Annotated in this window: 16 protein-coding genes; 1 reads left to right on the top strand and 15 read right to left on the bottom strand. The window is 53.2% G+C overall.

The window, feature by feature from the left end:
* Positions 1-9: 9 nt before the first annotated feature.
* From rnhB to rpsB, 15 genes are all read right to left on the bottom strand, one after another.
* Positions 10-606, bottom strand: a complete 597-nt coding sequence (gene rnhB, locus E0L16_RS08445) for a ribonuclease HII (protein WP_006810035.1) — start codon at positions 604-606, stop codon at positions 10-12.
* Positions 603-1,751 (bottom strand): lipid-A-disaccharide synthase, encoded by a 1,149-nt coding sequence (lpxB, locus tag E0L16_RS08440; RefSeq protein WP_131636708.1) that lies wholly within the window; start codon positions 1,749-1,751, stop codon positions 603-605. Before lpxB ends, rnhB begins: the two co-directional genes overlap by 4 nt.
* Complete coding sequence (lpxA, locus tag E0L16_RS08435) at positions 1,751-2,539, bottom strand: acyl-ACP--UDP-N-acetylglucosamine O-acyltransferase (RefSeq protein WP_131636707.1); 789 nt, start codon at positions 2,537-2,539, stop codon at positions 1,751-1,753. Before lpxA ends, lpxB begins: the two co-directional genes overlap by 1 nt.
* 3 nt (positions 2,540-2,542) lie before the next feature.
* Positions 2,543-2,998: a 3-hydroxyacyl-ACP dehydratase FabZ gene (gene fabZ / locus E0L16_RS08430; protein ID WP_003856165.1), complete on the bottom strand. Its 456-nt coding sequence runs from the start codon at positions 2,996-2,998 to the stop codon at positions 2,543-2,545.
* 104 nt (positions 2,999-3,102) lie between these two features.
* On the bottom strand, positions 3,103-4,128 hold the full coding sequence (gene lpxD, locus E0L16_RS08425; protein WP_131636706.1) for a UDP-3-O-(3-hydroxymyristoyl)glucosamine N-acyltransferase: 1,026 nt from the start codon (positions 4,126-4,128) through the stop codon (positions 3,103-3,105).
* Between the two features lie 3 nt (positions 4,129-4,131).
* A complete protein-coding gene (gene skp, locus E0L16_RS08420; RefSeq protein ID WP_006810039.1) occupies positions 4,132-4,626 on the bottom strand; it encodes a molecular chaperone Skp in 495 nt (164 codons plus the stop codon).
* A gap of 123 nt (positions 4,627-4,749) precedes the next feature.
* Positions 4,750-7,167, bottom strand: coding sequence for an outer membrane protein assembly factor BamA (gene bamA / locus E0L16_RS08415; protein WP_063450593.1), 2,418 nt, complete (start codon positions 7,165-7,167; stop codon positions 4,750-4,752).
* A gap of 31 nt (positions 7,168-7,198) precedes the next feature.
* Complete coding sequence (gene rseP / locus E0L16_RS08410) at positions 7,199-8,551, bottom strand: sigma E protease regulator RseP (protein WP_063450594.1); 1,353 nt, start codon at positions 8,549-8,551, stop codon at positions 7,199-7,201.
* A gap of 11 nt (positions 8,552-8,562) precedes the next feature.
* Positions 8,563-9,420 (bottom strand): phosphatidate cytidylyltransferase, encoded by an 858-nt coding sequence (gene cdsA / locus E0L16_RS08405; RefSeq protein ID WP_023299368.1) that lies wholly within the window; start codon positions 9,418-9,420, stop codon positions 8,563-8,565.
* Positions 9,421-9,432: 12 nt separating this feature from the next.
* Positions 9,433-10,191: a (2E,6E)-farnesyl-diphosphate-specific ditrans,polycis-undecaprenyl-diphosphate synthase gene (ispU, locus tag E0L16_RS08400; protein WP_003856176.1), complete on the bottom strand. Its 759-nt coding sequence runs from the start codon at positions 10,189-10,191 to the stop codon at positions 9,433-9,435.
* A gap of 185 nt (positions 10,192-10,376) precedes the next feature.
* On the bottom strand, positions 10,377-11,576 hold the full coding sequence (gene ispC, locus E0L16_RS08395; RefSeq protein WP_063450596.1) for a 1-deoxy-D-xylulose-5-phosphate reductoisomerase: 1,200 nt from the start codon (positions 11,574-11,576) through the stop codon (positions 10,377-10,379).
* A gap of 92 nt (positions 11,577-11,668) precedes the next feature.
* Entirely contained in the window at positions 11,669-12,226 is a 558-nt protein-coding gene (frr, locus tag E0L16_RS08390; protein WP_003856180.1) for a ribosome recycling factor, read from the bottom strand.
* A gap of 167 nt (positions 12,227-12,393) precedes the next feature.
* On the bottom strand, positions 12,394-13,119 hold the full coding sequence (gene pyrH / locus E0L16_RS08385; protein WP_008501910.1) for a UMP kinase: 726 nt from the start codon (positions 13,117-13,119) through the stop codon (positions 12,394-12,396).
* A 149-nt stretch (positions 13,120-13,268) separates the two neighbouring features.
* Positions 13,269-14,120 (bottom strand): translation elongation factor Ts, encoded by an 852-nt coding sequence (tsf, locus tag E0L16_RS08380; protein ID WP_006810044.1) that lies wholly within the window; start codon positions 14,118-14,120, stop codon positions 13,269-13,271.
* 117 nt (positions 14,121-14,237) lie between these two features.
* A complete protein-coding gene (gene rpsB, locus E0L16_RS08375) occupies positions 14,238-14,963 on the bottom strand; it encodes a 30S ribosomal protein S2 (RefSeq protein ID WP_003856207.1) in 726 nt (241 codons plus the stop codon).
* Positions 14,964-15,284: 321 nt separating this feature from the next.
* Here rpsB and map point away from each other — a divergent pair, with 321 nt between their 5' ends.
* On the top strand, positions 15,285-16,079 hold the full coding sequence (map, locus tag E0L16_RS08370) for a type I methionyl aminopeptidase (protein ID WP_131636705.1): 795 nt from the start codon (positions 15,285-15,287) through the stop codon (positions 16,077-16,079).
* The last annotated feature ends 26 nt before the right edge of the window (positions 16,080-16,105 follow it).

Below are 16,105 nucleotides of genomic sequence, written 5' to 3'. Positions count from 1 at the left end.
CGTCTTGATTCAGGACACCAGTCCCAGCGCGCGTTTCACCGGGCCAAAACTGCGCCGATGATGTTCAGTTGCGCCATGTTCAGCCAGCTTTTCCAGATGGAAAGCCGTTGGATATCCCTTATGCTGGGCGAAACCATACGCGGGATAGGTGAGGTCCAGCGCGGCCATTTCGGCGTCGCGCGTCACTTTGGCAATGATTGACGCCGCGCTGATTTCTGCGACGCGGCTATCGCCTTTAACAACAGCCATTGAAGGCATCGGCAGCGCCGGGCAACGGTTACCGTCAATCAGCACATACTCGGGCACAATCTTCAGGCCCGCAACGGCACGCTGCATCGCCAGCATGGTGGCATGCAGAATGTTCAGATCGTCGATCTCTTCCGGCTCTGCGCGCCCGAGACTCCAGGCCAGCGCCTTCTCTTTAATTTCATCGAACAGCGCCAGGCGACGCTTTTCGCTCAGTTTTTTCGAGTCGTTCAGGCCCACGATCGGGCGGGCGGGATCGAGGATCACCGCCGCGGTCACGACCGCACCCACCAGCGGGCCACGACCAACTTCATCCACACCGGCAACAAGGTGGGTATGGGGATAGATAAATTCCATCATTGTGCTAACTCCAGCACCGCATCGGCTGCCTGCTCATCAGCATTACAGCGGATCATATGATGCAGCTCACGGAAGGTATCGTGCATCTGGTGGCTGGTTTTACCGTTGGCCAGCAGCGGCAGTAATGCATCAGCCAGCGCCTGCGGCTGGCATTCATCCTGCAAGAGCTCTTTCACCAGCTCGCGACCCGCAAGCAGGTTTGGCAGAGATACGTAATCCGTTTTCACCAGACGTTTTGCCAGCCAGAAGGTAAACGGCTTCATGCGATAACCGACCACCATTGGGCATTTTGCCAGCATACACTCCAGCGCAGCCGTGCCGGAAGCCAGCAGTGCGGCATCGCTCGCAAACATGGCCTCACGCCCTTTCCCGTCCAGCAGGCGGACGTGAAGATCCGGAGCAACGTCGGCTTTAATACGCTCAAACTGCTCGCGGCGTTTGGCATTCACCAGCGGCACCACCACTTCAAGATCGGGGTAAGTCTTGCGAAGAATTTGCGCCGTTTTCAGGAAATCAGCGCTGAGCATTTCCACTTCTGCGCCCCGGCTTCCCGGCAGCAGCGCCAGACAGTGAACATCGTGCGGGATCCCCAGCTCGTCACGCGCGGCGCTTTTATCCGGATCCAGCGGCATGGCATCCGCCATGGTATGGCCGATAAAACGGCACGGGACGTTAAATCTGTCGTAAAACGCTTTTTCGAAAGGCAGAAAAGCCAACACCAGATTGGTGGACCGTCCGATTTTGAAAACGCGTTTCTGTCGCCACGCCCAGACGGACGGACTGACATAATGGATAGTTTTGATACCCTGCTTTTTCAGGTTCCCTTCAAGGGTAATATTGAAATCAGGCGCATCAATACCGACAAACACATCGGGTTTGAGGTCGGTAAAACGGCGGGTAAGATCGGCGCGGATATGCAGCAGACGACGCAGGCGACCCAGCACCTCGACGATGCCCATCACGGCCAGCTCTTCCATTTCGTACCAGGCTTCACAGCCCTCGGCCTGCATCAGCGGACCAGCCACGCCAACAAAGCGGGCGTTGGGTACGCGGACTTTCAGCGCGCGGATAAGACCTGCACCAAGAATATCGCCGGAGGTTTCTCCGGCGACCAGGGCGATGGTAAGCGGACGACTGTCGACCATTAACGAATCAGACCACGCGTGGAACGTTCAAAGAATTCCATGAACGCCTTCACTTCGTCGTGCTTATTCGCCAGTTCGGCAATTTCCGGCTTCGCCTCTTCCAGCGTTTTACCGCTACGGTACAGCACTTTGTACGCGTTGCGGATCGCTGTAATCGCTTCGCGACTGAAGCCACGACGCTTGAGGCCTTCGATGTTCACGCCAAACGGCGTGGCATGGTTGCCCTGCGCAATCACAAACGGTGGGACGTCCTGCGCCACACCGGAGCATCCGCCAACCATCACGTGTGCACCAATGATGCAGAACTGATGGACTGCGGTCATGCCGCCGATAATTGCGAAGTCATCAACCGATACGTGTCCCGCCAGCGTTGCGTTGTTGGCGAGAATACAGCGGTCACCCACGGTACAGTCATGTGCAATATGCGCATTAACCATAAACAGGTTGTCGCTGCCCACCTTCGTCAATCCCCCGCCTTGCGTTGTACCACGATGAATGGTGACGCTTTCGCGAATGCGGTTACGATCGCCGATTTCCACACGGGTCGGTTCGCCAGCATACTTAAGATCCTGGTTAACTTCGCCGATGGAGGCGAACTGATAGATCTCATTATTGCAGCCAATGGTCGTATGACCATTCACCACAACGTGAGATTTCAGTACTGTACCCTCACCAATTTCGACTTGGGGTCCAACGATACAAAACGGGCCAATGTGGACGTTTGCGCCAATGATGGCACCCGTTTCCACAATGGCGGTAGGATGAATAAAGGCGGATTTATCAATCACGTATCAGGCCTCCCGGCTACGCGCACACATCATTGTCGCTTCGCAAACAACTTTGCCGTCAACCATAGCTACGCCTTTAAAGCGAGTCAGGCCGCGACGCGTTTTTTCAAAAGTGACTTCCATGATCATTTGATCACCAGGCACGACCGGACGCTTGAAGCGCGCTTCATCGATACCCGCGAAGTAATAGAGTTCACCCGGCTCCAGTTTACCTACGCTTTTAAACGCCAGAATACCAGTAGCCTGTGCCATCGCTTCCAGGATCAACACACCCGGGAAGATAGGCTTACCAGGGAAGTGCCCCTGGAAGAACGGCTCGTTAACGGAGACATTTTTCACTGCGCGCAGAAAACGACCTTCTTCAAAATCCAGCACACGGTCTACCAGCAAAAACGGGTAGCGGTGCGGCAGAAGTTCTAAAATCTCTTCAATATGCAGAGTATGAGTGTCAGTAGTCAAAATACTCTTCCTGTCAAATGTACTAAGTAGCAATAATAACACGGCCTGCCGGTTTATAAACAAAGCCGACAGGCCGGGAAATTTAGCGTTAAACGGATGAACGCTTAGTGTTGTTGATCGATTTTGCGCTCAATCGCTTTGAGTCGCTTGCTCATATCATCAATATTCATCACCAGAGCAGCTGTTTTACGCCAGACCTTGTTCGGTTGCAGCGGAATACCTGAGGAGTAAACGCCGGGCTCAGTGATGGGACGCATCACCATGCCCATCCCCGTCACCGTGACTTTGTCGCATATTTCCATATGGCCATTGATCACGCTGGCACCGCCAATCATGCAGTAGCGGCCAATTTTCAGGCTGCCTGCCATGATAACACCACCCGCAACTGCGGTATTGTCGCCAATCACAACGTTATGTGCAATCTGGCACTGGTTATCAATGATAACACCGTTACCAATAATGGTGTCGTCAAGCGCACCACGGTCAATGGTTGTGCACGCGCCGATCTCAACGCGATCGCCAATAATCACGCGACCCAGCTGAGGGATCTTAACCCAGTTACCCCGATCGTTGGCGTAACCAAATCCATCAGAACCAATCACCGTGCTGGACTGAACGAGACAATGCTCGCCAATCTCTACCTCATGGTAGACAGAAACATTGGCCCACAGACGAGTCCCTGCGCCAATTTTCGTATTTTTTCCAACAAAGCAGCCAGGACCAATCACCACGTTATCGCCCAGCACAACGCCGGACTCGATAACGGCGTTTGCGCCGACTGCTACGTTGTTACCCAACTGCGCCGTCGGATCAATCGCAGCACTGGCTGCAATGTTCTGTGCCGGCTGCGGCGTGGTATCAAGAATTTGGGCCATACGTGCATACGTCAGGTAGGGATTTTTCACTACCAGCGCAGCGCAAGCGGCAAACGGAAGATCGTCCTGCGTCAGAACAACGGCAGACGCCTGGCACTGGGCCAGGTGTTCACGGTACTTAGGGCTTACCATGAAGGTAATAGTGCCTGCTTTAGCTGATTGCATGGACGCAACAGCGGTGATGACGATATCGCCATCACCGTGTAATTCTGCATCCAACTGCTGAGCTAAATCAGCCAGTCGAATTGAAGGCATTACTTATTTAACCTGTTTCAGAACATCAGCGGTGATGTCTTTAACATCGCTGCTGTTGAATGCAACGGCGTTCGCATCAACAACCAGATCGATGCTCTGATCGGCTGCTACTGCTTTAACGGCAGACTGAATGCGAGTCACCAGCTTGCCACGCTCTTCGTTAGAACGACGCTGACGATCCTGCTCGAAAGCCTGCGCTTTCTGAGAGAAGGTCTGGCGCTGAGACATGACGTCTTTTTCCAGTTTGCTGCGCTCGCTCGCTTTCATGGTAGAACCATCACGCTGTAAACGCTGCATCTTGGACTGAAGATCACCTTCCATACGTTGCAGTTCGCTCGCACGGCCTTTGAATTCGTTTTCCAGGGTTGCAGAAACACCGGTTTTCTGCGCGACCTGCTGGAACAAATTACCCATGTTGACGATTGCAATTTTGTCCGCTGCCTGAGCAGAAGTTGCCATCGCTAAACCGAGACCTGCAGCTAATAACCACTTTTTCACAATTAACTCCTTACCATCCCATTGGCACCCGTGGGGTGCCGTTCTTTGCGTGGCAAGGCGACCGTTTTACCGATCGCCGGTTGTCAGCGCTACACTGCCAACGCATTCCATTGCAGCGGATTATTACCAGGTTTTACCAATGTTAAACTGGAACTGCTCCGCTTTGTCTCCATCGTATTTCTTGAACGGCTGGGCGTATGAGAAGACCAACGGCCCCAGCGGTGACATCCATTGTAATGCGATACCTGCGGACATGCGAATGTTGCCCGGATCGCTATAGTCCGGAACGCCCGCTGCACGCATCTGGGCGGTATTCTCCCAGTTGGTATCCCACACCGTACCTGCATCCATAAAGAAGGAGGTACGGACAGAGTTCGCGTACTTATCGCTGATAAACGGCGTCGGCGTGATGAACTCAAGGCTCGCCACGGCCATGGCGTTACCGCCTACCGCATCATCAGAGCTACAGACCTGTTTTGGATCGCGGCTTGCGCAGTTATCTTCGTCATTACCGCCGTAGTAAACCGCTTTCGGACCAATGTTATTGGACTGGAAGCCACGAACGGTGCTTGAACCACCGGCGTAGAAGTTCTCATAGAACGGCAGCTCTTTGCTTCCGATACCGTCACCATAGCCCCAGCGGGTACGACCCAGCACGACCCACTTGTGGTCGTCATCAATTGGGAAGTAGGACGCCGTATCCAGCGTGACCTTATAGAACTCGTTATCGGAGCCCGGGATCGTCACTTTACCGTTCAGGTTGACGCGTGAACCTTCCGTTGGGAAGAAACCACGGTCAAGACGGTTGTAGGTCCAACCGTAGTTGAAGGTGAAGTCATCCGCGGCGAAACCGTTGTCATCGCTGGACGTACTCGCCGACTGGCCGATGGAATCCAGATAACGCCACATCGCCACCTGCGGTTGCATGTTGGACAGGTCGTTATGCACGTACCCTAAACCTGCACGCAGGGTGTTGTATTCGTTAACCGGGAAGCCGAGCGTACCATCCAGACCATAACTCTTGTTGGTATACGAGGAGAGGTCCGCGTCGTCCGCTTTAAAGTCGTTATAGAAGATACGACCGCCCAGGCTTACACCGTCAACGGTGAAGTATGGGTTAGTTACGGAGAACTCAGAATAGGTCTGGTAGTCGTTTTTCGTCCCGTTGATTCCGACAGAGTAGCCTGTACCCAGCCAGTTATCCTGCTGAACGCCAACCTGGAAGCTCACGCCACTTTCAGTACCGTAACCAATACCAAAGTTGAAGCTACCGGTATTACGTTCTTTAACTTTATAAACAACATCCACCTGATCCGGACGGCCCGGTACACGCTGCGTATCGGTATCCACCGTTTCGAAGTAGCCCAGACGGTTCAGACGCTCTTTACCCTGGTCTACCAGATCGCTTCCCAGCCATGCCCCTTCCATCTGGCGCATTTCACGGCGCAGAACGGAATCTTTAGAGGTGTCGTTACCTTCGAAGCGGATCTTACGCACGTAGAAACGGTTGCCCGCATCAACGTTAACGTGAAGCTTAACGGTTTTATCCGTGTCGTTAATTTCCGGCTGCGTTTGCACGCGCGGATACGCATAACCATAACGGCCGAGCAGCTTCTTAATGCTGTCTTCCATTTTGGTCACTTTAGAACCGCTGTACAGATCGCCCGGCTGAATTTTGGTCAGAGATTCAATTTCAGCTGAATGCCCTGCCAGGTTGCCGCTGACTTCTACACCCGAAAGCGTGTACTTATCGCCTTCAGTGATGTTAACGGTAATGTAGATACCTTTCTTGTCCGGAGTCAGACTCACCTGAGTTGAATCGATGTTGAAACGGGCGTAGCCGCGATCCAGGTAGTAGCTACGCAGAGTTTCAAGGTCACCCGCCAGCTTCTGTTTCTGGTATTTACGATCGCCCACCACGTTCCACCACGGCACTTCGTCACGCAGCTGGAAGTTGGAGATCAGTTCGTCGGTGCTGAAGGCGTGGTTACCCACGATGTTGATCTGCTGGATCTTCGCAGAAACACCTTCCTGGAAGACCAGCTTCAGGTCAACGCGGTTACGCGGCAGCGGAGTGACAACCGCTTTCACGCTCGCGCTGTACTTACCGACGCTGTAGTAGAAGTCTTCCAGACCTTTTTCAATGTCTGCAAGCGTTGTGCGGTCCAGAGATTCCCCCACACGAACACCCGATGCCTCAAGGTTCTGCTTGAGCATGTCATCTTTCACCGACTTGTTACCGGAGAAAGTGATGCTGGCAATCGTTGGACGTTCTTTTACCTGAACCACCAGCGTATCACCATCGCGCAGGACGCGGACGTCCTCAAAGTTGCCGGTGGCAAACAGAGCACGGATGGTGTTACTGATATCTTCATCATTAACCGTATCGCCGGGGCGCACAGGCATACTGAGGAGGGCCGCACCAACGGCGACACGCTGAAGGCCTTCGAAATGAATATCTTTCACTACGAACCCGTCAGCACCGTATACGGTCGCGCTGCTAAACAGCAGCGACGCTATGAGCAACTTTTTCATCGCCATCGTTATTATGCGTTCTTCCTAACTAACTCTCTTACAACCGAGAGAAATCATTGAAAAGTGCAAGCCCCATTAACAGCACCAGCAAAATCGAGCCAATGCGATAACTAAAGTCTTGAACTCGCTCGGATACCGGTCCGCCTTTTAGCTTTTCAATCGCTAAAAACAGCAGATGGCCCCCATCTAATACGGGAAGCGGGAACAGGTTGATTATCCCCAGGTTCACGCTAATCAGCGCAAGGAACATGAGATAGTAAATCACCCCGAACTCCGCTGACATCCCAGCCCCCTGAGCAATCGAAATTGGCCCACTGAGGTTGTTCAGTTTGACATCACCGGTTATCAATTTCCCCAACATGTTGACCGTTAGCTTCATCAGCTGCCATGTTTTATCCGTGGCCTCAACGATGGCGCTAAACGGCCCATACTGGCGTATTGTCTTGTACTCATCTGGCAGTGGGATCACTTTCGGCACAACGCCGGCAAACCCTTCCGCCTTACCGCCGCCCGATTTGGTATCCGGGGTGAGGGTCAGCGAGAGCGAACTCCCCTGCCTTTCCACTTCCAGCGCGAGCGGCGTGCCTGGATTATCGCGCACCAGAGTAACAAAGGTCATCCATTGTGTTAATGGTTGACCATCGACTTTAACGATCCTGTCACCCGCTTGTAAACCTGCTTTACTTGCCGCCGAATGAGACTGTACTTCGGCTAACACCGGCTCGATCTGCGCGCCACGCGGGCGAATCCCCAGTGCGGCGACGGGATCTTCTTTATCAGGCTCGAAGCGCCAGTGGCGTAAATCCAGCACTTTTTCCTGCCGCTGGTCGGAACCAAAAGGCGATACGCTGACGGTTGTCTGCTCATCACCGATTTTGGCGACCAGTTGTAACCTCACGGCATCCCAATCAGGGGTTTCGATACCATCAATCGCTTTAAGTTCCATTCCCGGTGCAATTTGCGCCGTTGCCGCAATGGAACCCGTGGTGATTTCGCCCACAACCGGGCGCACGCCAGGCACGCCGATGATAAACACCAGCCAGTAGGCGAAGATAGCGAAGATGAAATTGGCTACCGGGCCGGCAGCGATGATGGCAGCACGTTGTCCAACCGTTTTGTTGTTAAACGCGCTATGTCGAAGTTCCGGGGCGACGGGCTCAACGCGTTCGTCGAGCATTTTGACGTAGCCGCCCAGAGGAATCAGAGCAATGACAAACTCGGTGCCATGCTTATCGGTGCGCTTCCAGAGCGATTTGCCAAAGCCAATCGAGAATCGCTCTACCCGCACACCACAGCGCCGGGCAACCCAGAAATGGCCAAATTCATGCACGGTAATCAGTACACCCAGTGCAACAATGAACGCCGCCAGATTCCAGAGAATGCTCAGCATAAAACCTTCCGTTATATCGTCCCAAACACCAGTAAAAGCAGGCAAGCAAACACTGGAACAGCCGCTGTCAGGCTGTCAATGCGATCCAGTATTCCGCCGTGTCCTGGAATCAGGTGACCACTGTCCTTAATCCCTGCTTCACGCTTAAACATACTCTCGGTTAAATCACCCAGTACCGATGCCAGCGCCGCGAAAATCGAACATATCAGCAGCGTTGAGGGGGCAACCTCAAGATTCGCCCAGACGCCATAGCCCCAGGAGATGATCGCCGCCGTAAACAGGCCGCCGATGAAGCCTTGCCAGGTTTTACCTGGGGAAACTTTTGGCGCCAGCTTATGTTTGCCAAACAGTTTACCAAACATATAGGCTCCGGAGTCAGCCCCCCAGACGAGAATCATGACATAAAGCAGCCATATCGCGCCGCTGTAGTGGTTTTCGTCATAGTGCCAGGCGCGCAGCGCAACCATTCCCCAGAAAAACGGAACAATGGTGAGCAGGCCAAAAATAAGGCGCAACACTTTAGAGTTACGCCAGATTGCCGCAGAGCCCGGATAGAAAAGCACTAAAACAAGCGCAGCAATCCACCACGCCAGCGATATCCATAAAGATCCGGCCACCAGCGGCTGGTGAACGTCGTGATGGTATTCAGGCAAGGTATACAGCATCAGGGCCAGTAAAAAACCACAGAGTACCGCCAGCCATACCCGCTGAGTGCGCGAGGTAAAGCCGCTAAGCTGCCCCCATTCCCACGCGGCGAGCATACACACCACCAGCGTAACAATAGCGAATCCCACCGGAGGCAGTAAAAACAGCGCTGCGATAACGACGGGTATTAATACAAAAGCGGAAATCAGGCGATACTTCAGCAAAAGCTACCCCCATCAGGCGTTATCGCCACCAGGCTCGGTGCCGCCGAAACGACGCTCTCGATTGGCAAAGGCATGCAGCGCACCTTCAAAGTCTTGTTCATCAAAATCTGGCCAAAGAACATCCGTAAAGTAAAGTTCGGCGTAGGCAATTTGCCACAGCAAAAAGTTACTTATGCGATGTTCCCCCCCTGTCCTTATAACCAAATCCACGGGTGCCAGTTCATTCATGCAGATTTGCTGACTCAGCGCCTCTTCATCAATCTGGTCGGGTCTTAGCAGCCCTTCCTGAACCTGCTCAGCCAAATGCCGAACCCCCTGGATAATATCCCAGCGTCCGCCGTAATTCGCCGCGATATTGAGCGTCAGGCCGGTATTATTTTCCGTCAGCGCTTCTGCTTTGCGAATCCGTTCCTGTAGACGTGAGTTAAAACGACTGGTTTCGCCAATAATACGCAGGCGGACGTTGTGGCGGTGCAGGCTTTTTACTTCGCTATCGAGCGCCCACACAAACAGTTCCATCAACGCAGTCACTTCCTGCGCAGGTCGATTCCAGTTTTCACTACTAAAAGCATAGAGCGTTAACGCATCAATGCCGTTATTGGCGGCAAAAGAAACGGCGCGGCGAACAGATTTCGCCCCAGCTTTATGCCCAAAGGCTCGTATCTTCCCTTGTCTTTTCGCCCAGCGGCCATTGCCATCCATGATGATTGCAACATGGCGACAGCCATGTGCTGGCAAGTTTTCGCTTATTGGTTGATTCGCAGACAACATAACGCGTTTTTAGTCCCTGAAAGGATTTAACGGTACACAGGAATACTGAAGCCTATACATAAAAAAGCCGTGTCAAACCACGGCTTACCTGACCACTTAAAGCCAAATACCTGCGATCAGGTGGCGCAGACTATATCACTGAAGCCCAACGCTAACAAATAGCACGACGACTAGTGCTTGCTTTATCACCAGCTTGCGAGACGTGTCACCTGTTTACGCGCAACAATGCGTGCCTGTGCATCCACGGCCAGCACCTCTTCCACACTTTGTGGCTCACGCAGATCCATCATCTCCAGCACGGTTAAATTCAGCGCGGCGATATCAGTAAAGCGGATCTGCTGATTCAGAAAGGCTTCAACGGTCACTTCATTGGCTGCATTAAGCGCTGTTGTCGCCGCCTGCCCCTGATCGAACGCCGTCATCGCCAGCTTCAGGCACGGATATCGGTCGTAATCCGGCTCGCTAAACGTCAGTGAACTCAGCTTGCAAAAGTCGAGCGGCTTTACGCCGGATTTCACGCGGTTTGGCCACGCCATCGAATGAGCAATAGGCGTACGCATATCCGGTTCGCCCAACTGCGCCAGCACGCTGCCGTCCTGATAGCGCACCATTGAGTGAATCACCGACTGCGGGTGGATCAGCACTTCCATCTGTTTCGCCGACGCGTTAAACAGCCAGCGAGCTTCAATGTATTCCAGACCTTTATTCATCATGGTGGCCGAATCGACGGAGATCTTACGCCCCATCGACCAGTTCGGATGGCGACACGCCTGATCCGGCGTCATTGCGCGCAGTTCAGACAGTGGCGTTTCACGGAACGGGCCACCAGACCCGGTAAGCAGAATCGACACAACCCCATTCTGCTCGAGGTCAGCGTACCCCAGGTTCTGCTGAAAAGGTTGAGGCAAACTCTGAAAAATCGCGTTGTGCTCGCTATCGACCGGCAATAGACGCGCCCCACGCTGTTTTACCGCCTCCATAAACAGGCGTCCGCAGGTAACCAGCGACTCTTTGTTCGCGAGCAGGACATCTTTTCCCGCATCAATAGCGGCAAGCGTCGGCAGAAGACCCGCCGCCCCGACGATTGCCGCCATCACCTGATCAACCTCATCCAGCGCCGCCATATCGCAGGCCGCCTGTTGCCCGCTGAGCACCTCGGTACGGCTGCCCTTCTCCAGTAACAGCGCTTTCACCTGCCGGGCGCTCTCTTCATCATCCATCACCGCAAAACGGGGGGTAAACTCCAGACACTGCTCGACCATTCGCTGCACGTTTTTTCCGGCCACGAGAGCGGTCACGGTATAGCTGTCAGGGTTATGACGAACAACGTCGAGAGTGCTGCAACCGATAGAGCCAGTCGAGCCGAGGAGAGTGAGATGCTTCATGAGATGCCCAAAAGTTAGACCAGATAAAAGCAAAACGCCGCCAGCAAGACTCAATGTCCTTCTGAACGGCGTTTATCAGTGTACAGCGAAAATCAGAACTGCATCAGTTCCGCTTCTTTTTCTGCCAGCGCCGCATCAATTTTCTTGATCGCCGCGTCGGTCATTTTCTGAATGTCGTCCTGTGAACGACGATCGTCGTCTTCGCTGATCTCTTTTTCTTTCAGCAGCGCTTTCACTTTATCGTTCGCATCGCGACGCACGTTACGTACGGAAACGCGACCCTGCTCAGCTTCACCACGCACGACTTTGATCAGGTCTTTACGACGCTCTTCCGTCAGCGGAGGCAGTGGAACGCGAATGTCCGCGCCCGCTGAGCTTGGGTTCAGACCCAGGTCAGATGCCATAATGGCTTTTTCAACGGCCGGGCTCATCGAGCGATCGAACACGTTGATTTTCAGGGTACGGGTATCTTCTACCGTCACGCTCGCCAGCTGACGCAGTGGCGTAGGCGTACCGTAGTATTCTACGATGATGCCATCCAGCAGGCTTGGGGAAGCACGGCCAGTACGGATTTTGCTGATTTGGTTTTTGAACGCTTCTACGCATTTGTCCATGCGTACTTCAGCATCTTTTCTGATGTCGTTAATCACGTTACGAATCCTTGAAAACTTGTCTCAGGCAGACTATCCGCCAGCACAGCGCTACAGGTGTGCTAAGTATAGTCGCGTTTAAATCATGACAGCGCCAAAGGCGCGTCCAGGTAAGATACCACTACAAAGTAAAGCGGAATCTTACCTGTATTTATCGTCGACGGAAATTATTCCGTGATCAAAGTGCCTTCTTTTTCGCCCATCACAACGCGACGCAGCGCGCCAGGCTTGTTCATGTTGAAGACACGAATCGGCAGTTTGTGGTCACGAGCCAGCGTAAAGGCGGCAAGATCCATCACTTTCAGCTCTTTATCCAGCACTTCGCTGTAGCTCAGCTGATCGTACATGGTCGCAGACGGATCTTTTGCCGGATCGGCAGTAAACACGCCATCCACTTTGGTCGCTTTCAGCACCACATCGGCTTCGATTTCGATACCGCGCAGGCAGGCAGCGGAATCGGTGGTAAAGAACGGGTTACCCGTACCGGCGGAGAGGATCACCACGCGGTTGTTGCGCAGCAGGCTGATGGCCTCTGCCCAGCTGTAGTTATCGCATACGCCATTCAAAGGAATCGCGGACATCAGGCGAGCGTTCACATAGGCGCGATGAAGCGCATCACGCATCGCCAGGCCATTCATCACGGTTGCCAGCATACCCATGTGGTCGCCCACAACGCGGTTCATCCCCGCTTTCGCCAGACCAGCACCACGGAAAAGGTTGCCACCGCCAATGACCACGCCAACCTGAATACCCAGTTCGACCAGTTCTTTGATTTCCTGTGCCATGCGATCAAGGATGCTTGCGTCAATACCGAAGCCTTCCGATCCTTGCAGCGCTTCGCCACTCAGCTTAAGCAGAATGCGTTTGTACACGGGTTTTGCATTGGTAGCCATGTTTCTTTCCTGAGACTGTCAACGATTAAGATGGGGTTAATTCTGGCGACATGATATGTCGCATATCAGCACAGCGATACTGGAGCCTGTCTGATTTCGTGAGACGGGTGACAAAAAGAAGCCGCCCTCAGGCGGCTCCTTTTGCATCATTAAGACTGCTTGGACATTGCAGCAACTTCTGCTGCGAAGTCAGTCTCAACTTTCTCGATGCCTTCGCCCACTTCGAAGCGGATGAAGCCAGTCACGTCAGCGTTGTGCTCTTTCAGCAGCTGAGCAACAGACTTGCTTGGATCCATAACGAAAGGCTGGCCAGTCAGAGAAACTTCGCCGGTGAATTTCTTCATGCGGCCTTCAACCATTTTCTCTGCGATTTCTTTTGGCTTACCAGACTGCATCGCGATGTCCAGCTGAACCTGGTACTCTTTCTCTACTACTTCAGCAGACACGTCTTCTGGCTTAACGAATTCTGGCTTGCTTGCAGCGATGTGCATTGCCAGCTGTTTAACCAGCTCTTCGTCAGCGCCTTTAGCCGCAACCAGAACACCGATACGCGCGCCGTGCTGGTAAGAGCCCAGAACGTCACCTTCCAGGGAAGCAACGCGACGGATGTTGATGTTCTCACCGATCTTAGCAACCAGCGCAACACGCTCTTCTTCGAACTGTGCTTTCAGTACTTCAACGTCAGTGATTTTGCCTGCAACCGCTGCGTCCAGAACTTTGTTAGCAAATGCCTGGAAACCAGCATCTTTAGCAACGAAGTCAGTCTGGCAGTTAACTTCCAGAATGATGCCGTAGGTGCCGTCGATTTTGGTGATGATCACGCCGTCAGCAGCCACGTTGCCTGCTTTCTTAGCTGCTTTGATCGCACCGGATTTACGCATGTTTTCGATTGCCAGCTCGATGTCGCCGTTCGCTTCGGTCAGCGCTTTTTTGCAATCCATCATGCCTGCGCCAGTACGCTCACGCAGCTCTTTTACCAGGGATGCGGTAATTTCAGCCATTCTTAAATCCTCGGGAGATGTGAACTGCCCGGCCGGGAGCCAAACAGTATAAATTGAAAAAAGGGGCCGATAATGGGCCCCTATTCATACACGGTACTAATAAGGGGTAAAACCTTATTATTCAGCTTCTACGAAGCTTTCTTCCGCCTGAGAAGCCAGATCCTGGGAACGGCCTTCACGAACGGTAGCAGCTACAGCGCTCAGGTACAGGCTAACAGCACGGATTGCGTCGTCGTTACCCGGGATAACGAAGTCAACACCGTCCGGATCGGAGTTGGTATCAACGATAGCGAATACCGGGATACCCAGGTTGTTAGCTTCTTTGATTGCGATGTGCTCGTGGTCTGCATCGATTACGAACAGCGCGTCTGGCAGGCCGCCCATATCTTTGATACCGCCCAGGCTGTTTTCCAGCTTGTCCAGCTCACGAGTGCGCATCAGCGCTTCTTTCTTAGTCAGCTTATCGAAAGTACCGTCCTGAGACTGGGTTTCCAGATCTTTCAGGCGCTTGATGGACTGACGAACAGTTTTCCAGTTGGTCAGCATGCCGCCCAACCAGCGATGGTTCACGAAGAACTGGTCGCAGCTGTTAGCAGCATCTTTCACAGCTTCGCTTGCAGCGCGCTTGGTACCAACGAACAGAATCTTACCTTTACGGGAAGAGATCTTGTTCAGCTCAGCCAGGGCTTCGTTGAACATTGGTACAGTTTTCTCAAGGTTGATGATGTGAACTTTGTTACGCGCGCCGAAGATGAAAGGCTTCATTTTCGGGTTCCAGTAACGGGTCTGGTGACCGAAGTGAACACCAGCCTTGAGCATGTCGCGCATGGAAACAGTTGCCATGTTTAAAACCTCTATATTAAAAGTTGGGGTTATGCCTCCACGTATCCCATATTACCGACCCCGAAGGGCACCCCGGAATATGTGCCGATACGTGTGTGTTGTTACACAAAGTGAGATTTGTCGCTCCCGTCCAGCCTGTGTATCTGAGATGGATCGGAAGTCCGGCGCGCTTTATACCATAAAACACGGTCGGAAACCAATAGTTGTTGGCTGAGTGTGCTGTTAATGATTCTCAATTTGGCACGGGGTGCGCCTGACTGATACCATTGACAACACTTACACTAGTATTGTCGAAAAAATCGACACCGATGGACAGATTACATGGCTATCTCTATTAAGACACCTGAAGAAATTGAAAAGATGCGCGTCGCCGGTCGTCTGGCCGCGGATGTGCTGGAAATGATCGAACCGTTTGTGAAACCGGGCGTCAGCACTGGCGAACTGGATCGCATCTGTAACGACTATATCGTCAACGAGCAGCACGCGATCTCCGCCTGCCTGGGCTATCACGGTTTCCCGAAATCCGTCTGTATCTCTATCAATGAAGTGGTTTGCCACGGCATTCCGGATGACGAGAAATTGCTGAAAGATGGCGACATCGTCAACATCGACGTGACCGTCATTAAAGACGACTACCACGGTGACACCTCTAAGATGTTCATCGTTGGCAAGCCAACCATTCTGGGCGAGCGCCTGTGCAAGGTCACCCAGGACAGCCTCTACCTGGCGCTGAAGATGGTGAAGCCGGGCATCCGCCTGCGCACTATCGGCGCGGCAATTCAGAAGTTCGTGGAAGCGGAAGGTTTCTCCGTGGTGCGCGAATACTGCGGTCACGGCATTGGCCGCGTGTTCCACGAAGAGCCACAGGTGCTGCATTACGATGCTGACGACGGCGGCGTGGTGCTGCAAAAAGGCATGACCTTCACCATTGAGCCAATGGTCAACGCGGGCGATTACCGCATCCGCACCATGAAAGATGGCTGGACGGTAAAAACCAAGGACAGAAGCTTGTCGGCCCAGTACGAGCATACTATTGTGGTAACAGACAACGGCTGCGAAATTATGACGTTGCGCAAGGATGACACCATCCCGGCGATACTGACGAACATTGAGTGATAAGAAGCCGGCGAATGCCGGCTTTT

The organism is Enterobacter quasihormaechei, from assembly GCF_004331385.1.
In the GTDB taxonomy this organism is placed as follows: Bacteria; Pseudomonadota; Gammaproteobacteria; order Enterobacterales; family Enterobacteriaceae; genus Enterobacter; species Enterobacter quasihormaechei.
This window is presented reverse-complemented; position numbering and strand designations above follow the sequence as displayed.

What these genes read in the sequence shown, in the direction of transcription:
- rseP (WP_063450594.1), bottom strand. Translation starts at nt 8,551, where the DNA reads ATGCTGAGCATTCTCTGGAATCTGGCGGCGTTCATTGTTGCACTGGGT.
- rpsB (WP_003856207.1), bottom strand. Translation starts at nt 14,963, where the DNA reads ATGGCAACTGTTTCCATGCGCGACATGCTCAAGGCTGGTGTTCACTTC.
- lpxB (WP_131636708.1), bottom strand. Translation starts at nt 1,751, where the DNA reads ATGGTCGACAGTCGTCCGCTTACCATCGCCCTGGTCGCCGGAGAAACC.
- pyrH (WP_008501910.1), bottom strand. Translation starts at nt 13,119, where the DNA reads ATGGCTACCAATGCAAAACCCGTGTACAAACGCATTCTGCTTAAGCTG.
- map (WP_131636705.1), top strand. Translation starts at nt 15,285, where the DNA reads ATGGCTATCTCTATTAAGACACCTGAAGAAATTGAAAAGATGCGCGTC.
- tsf (WP_006810044.1), bottom strand. Translation starts at nt 14,120, where the DNA reads ATGGCTGAAATTACCGCATCCCTGGTAAAAGAGCTGCGTGAGCGTACT.
- ispU (WP_003856176.1), bottom strand. Translation starts at nt 10,191, where the DNA reads ATGTTGTCTGCGAATCAACCAATAAGCGAAAACTTGCCAGCACATGGC.
- bamA (WP_063450593.1), bottom strand. Translation starts at nt 7,167, where the DNA reads ATGGCGATGAAAAAGTTGCTCATAGCGTCGCTGCTGTTTAGCAGCGCG.
- ispC (WP_063450596.1), bottom strand. Translation starts at nt 11,576, where the DNA reads ATGAAGCATCTCACTCTCCTCGGCTCGACTGGCTCTATCGGTTGCAGC.
- rnhB (WP_006810035.1), bottom strand. Translation starts at nt 606, where the DNA reads ATGATGGAATTTATCTATCCCCATACCCACCTTGTTGCCGGTGTGGAT.
- lpxD (WP_131636706.1), bottom strand. Translation starts at nt 4,128, where the DNA reads ATGCCTTCAATTCGACTGGCTGATTTAGCTCAGCAGTTGGATGCAGAA.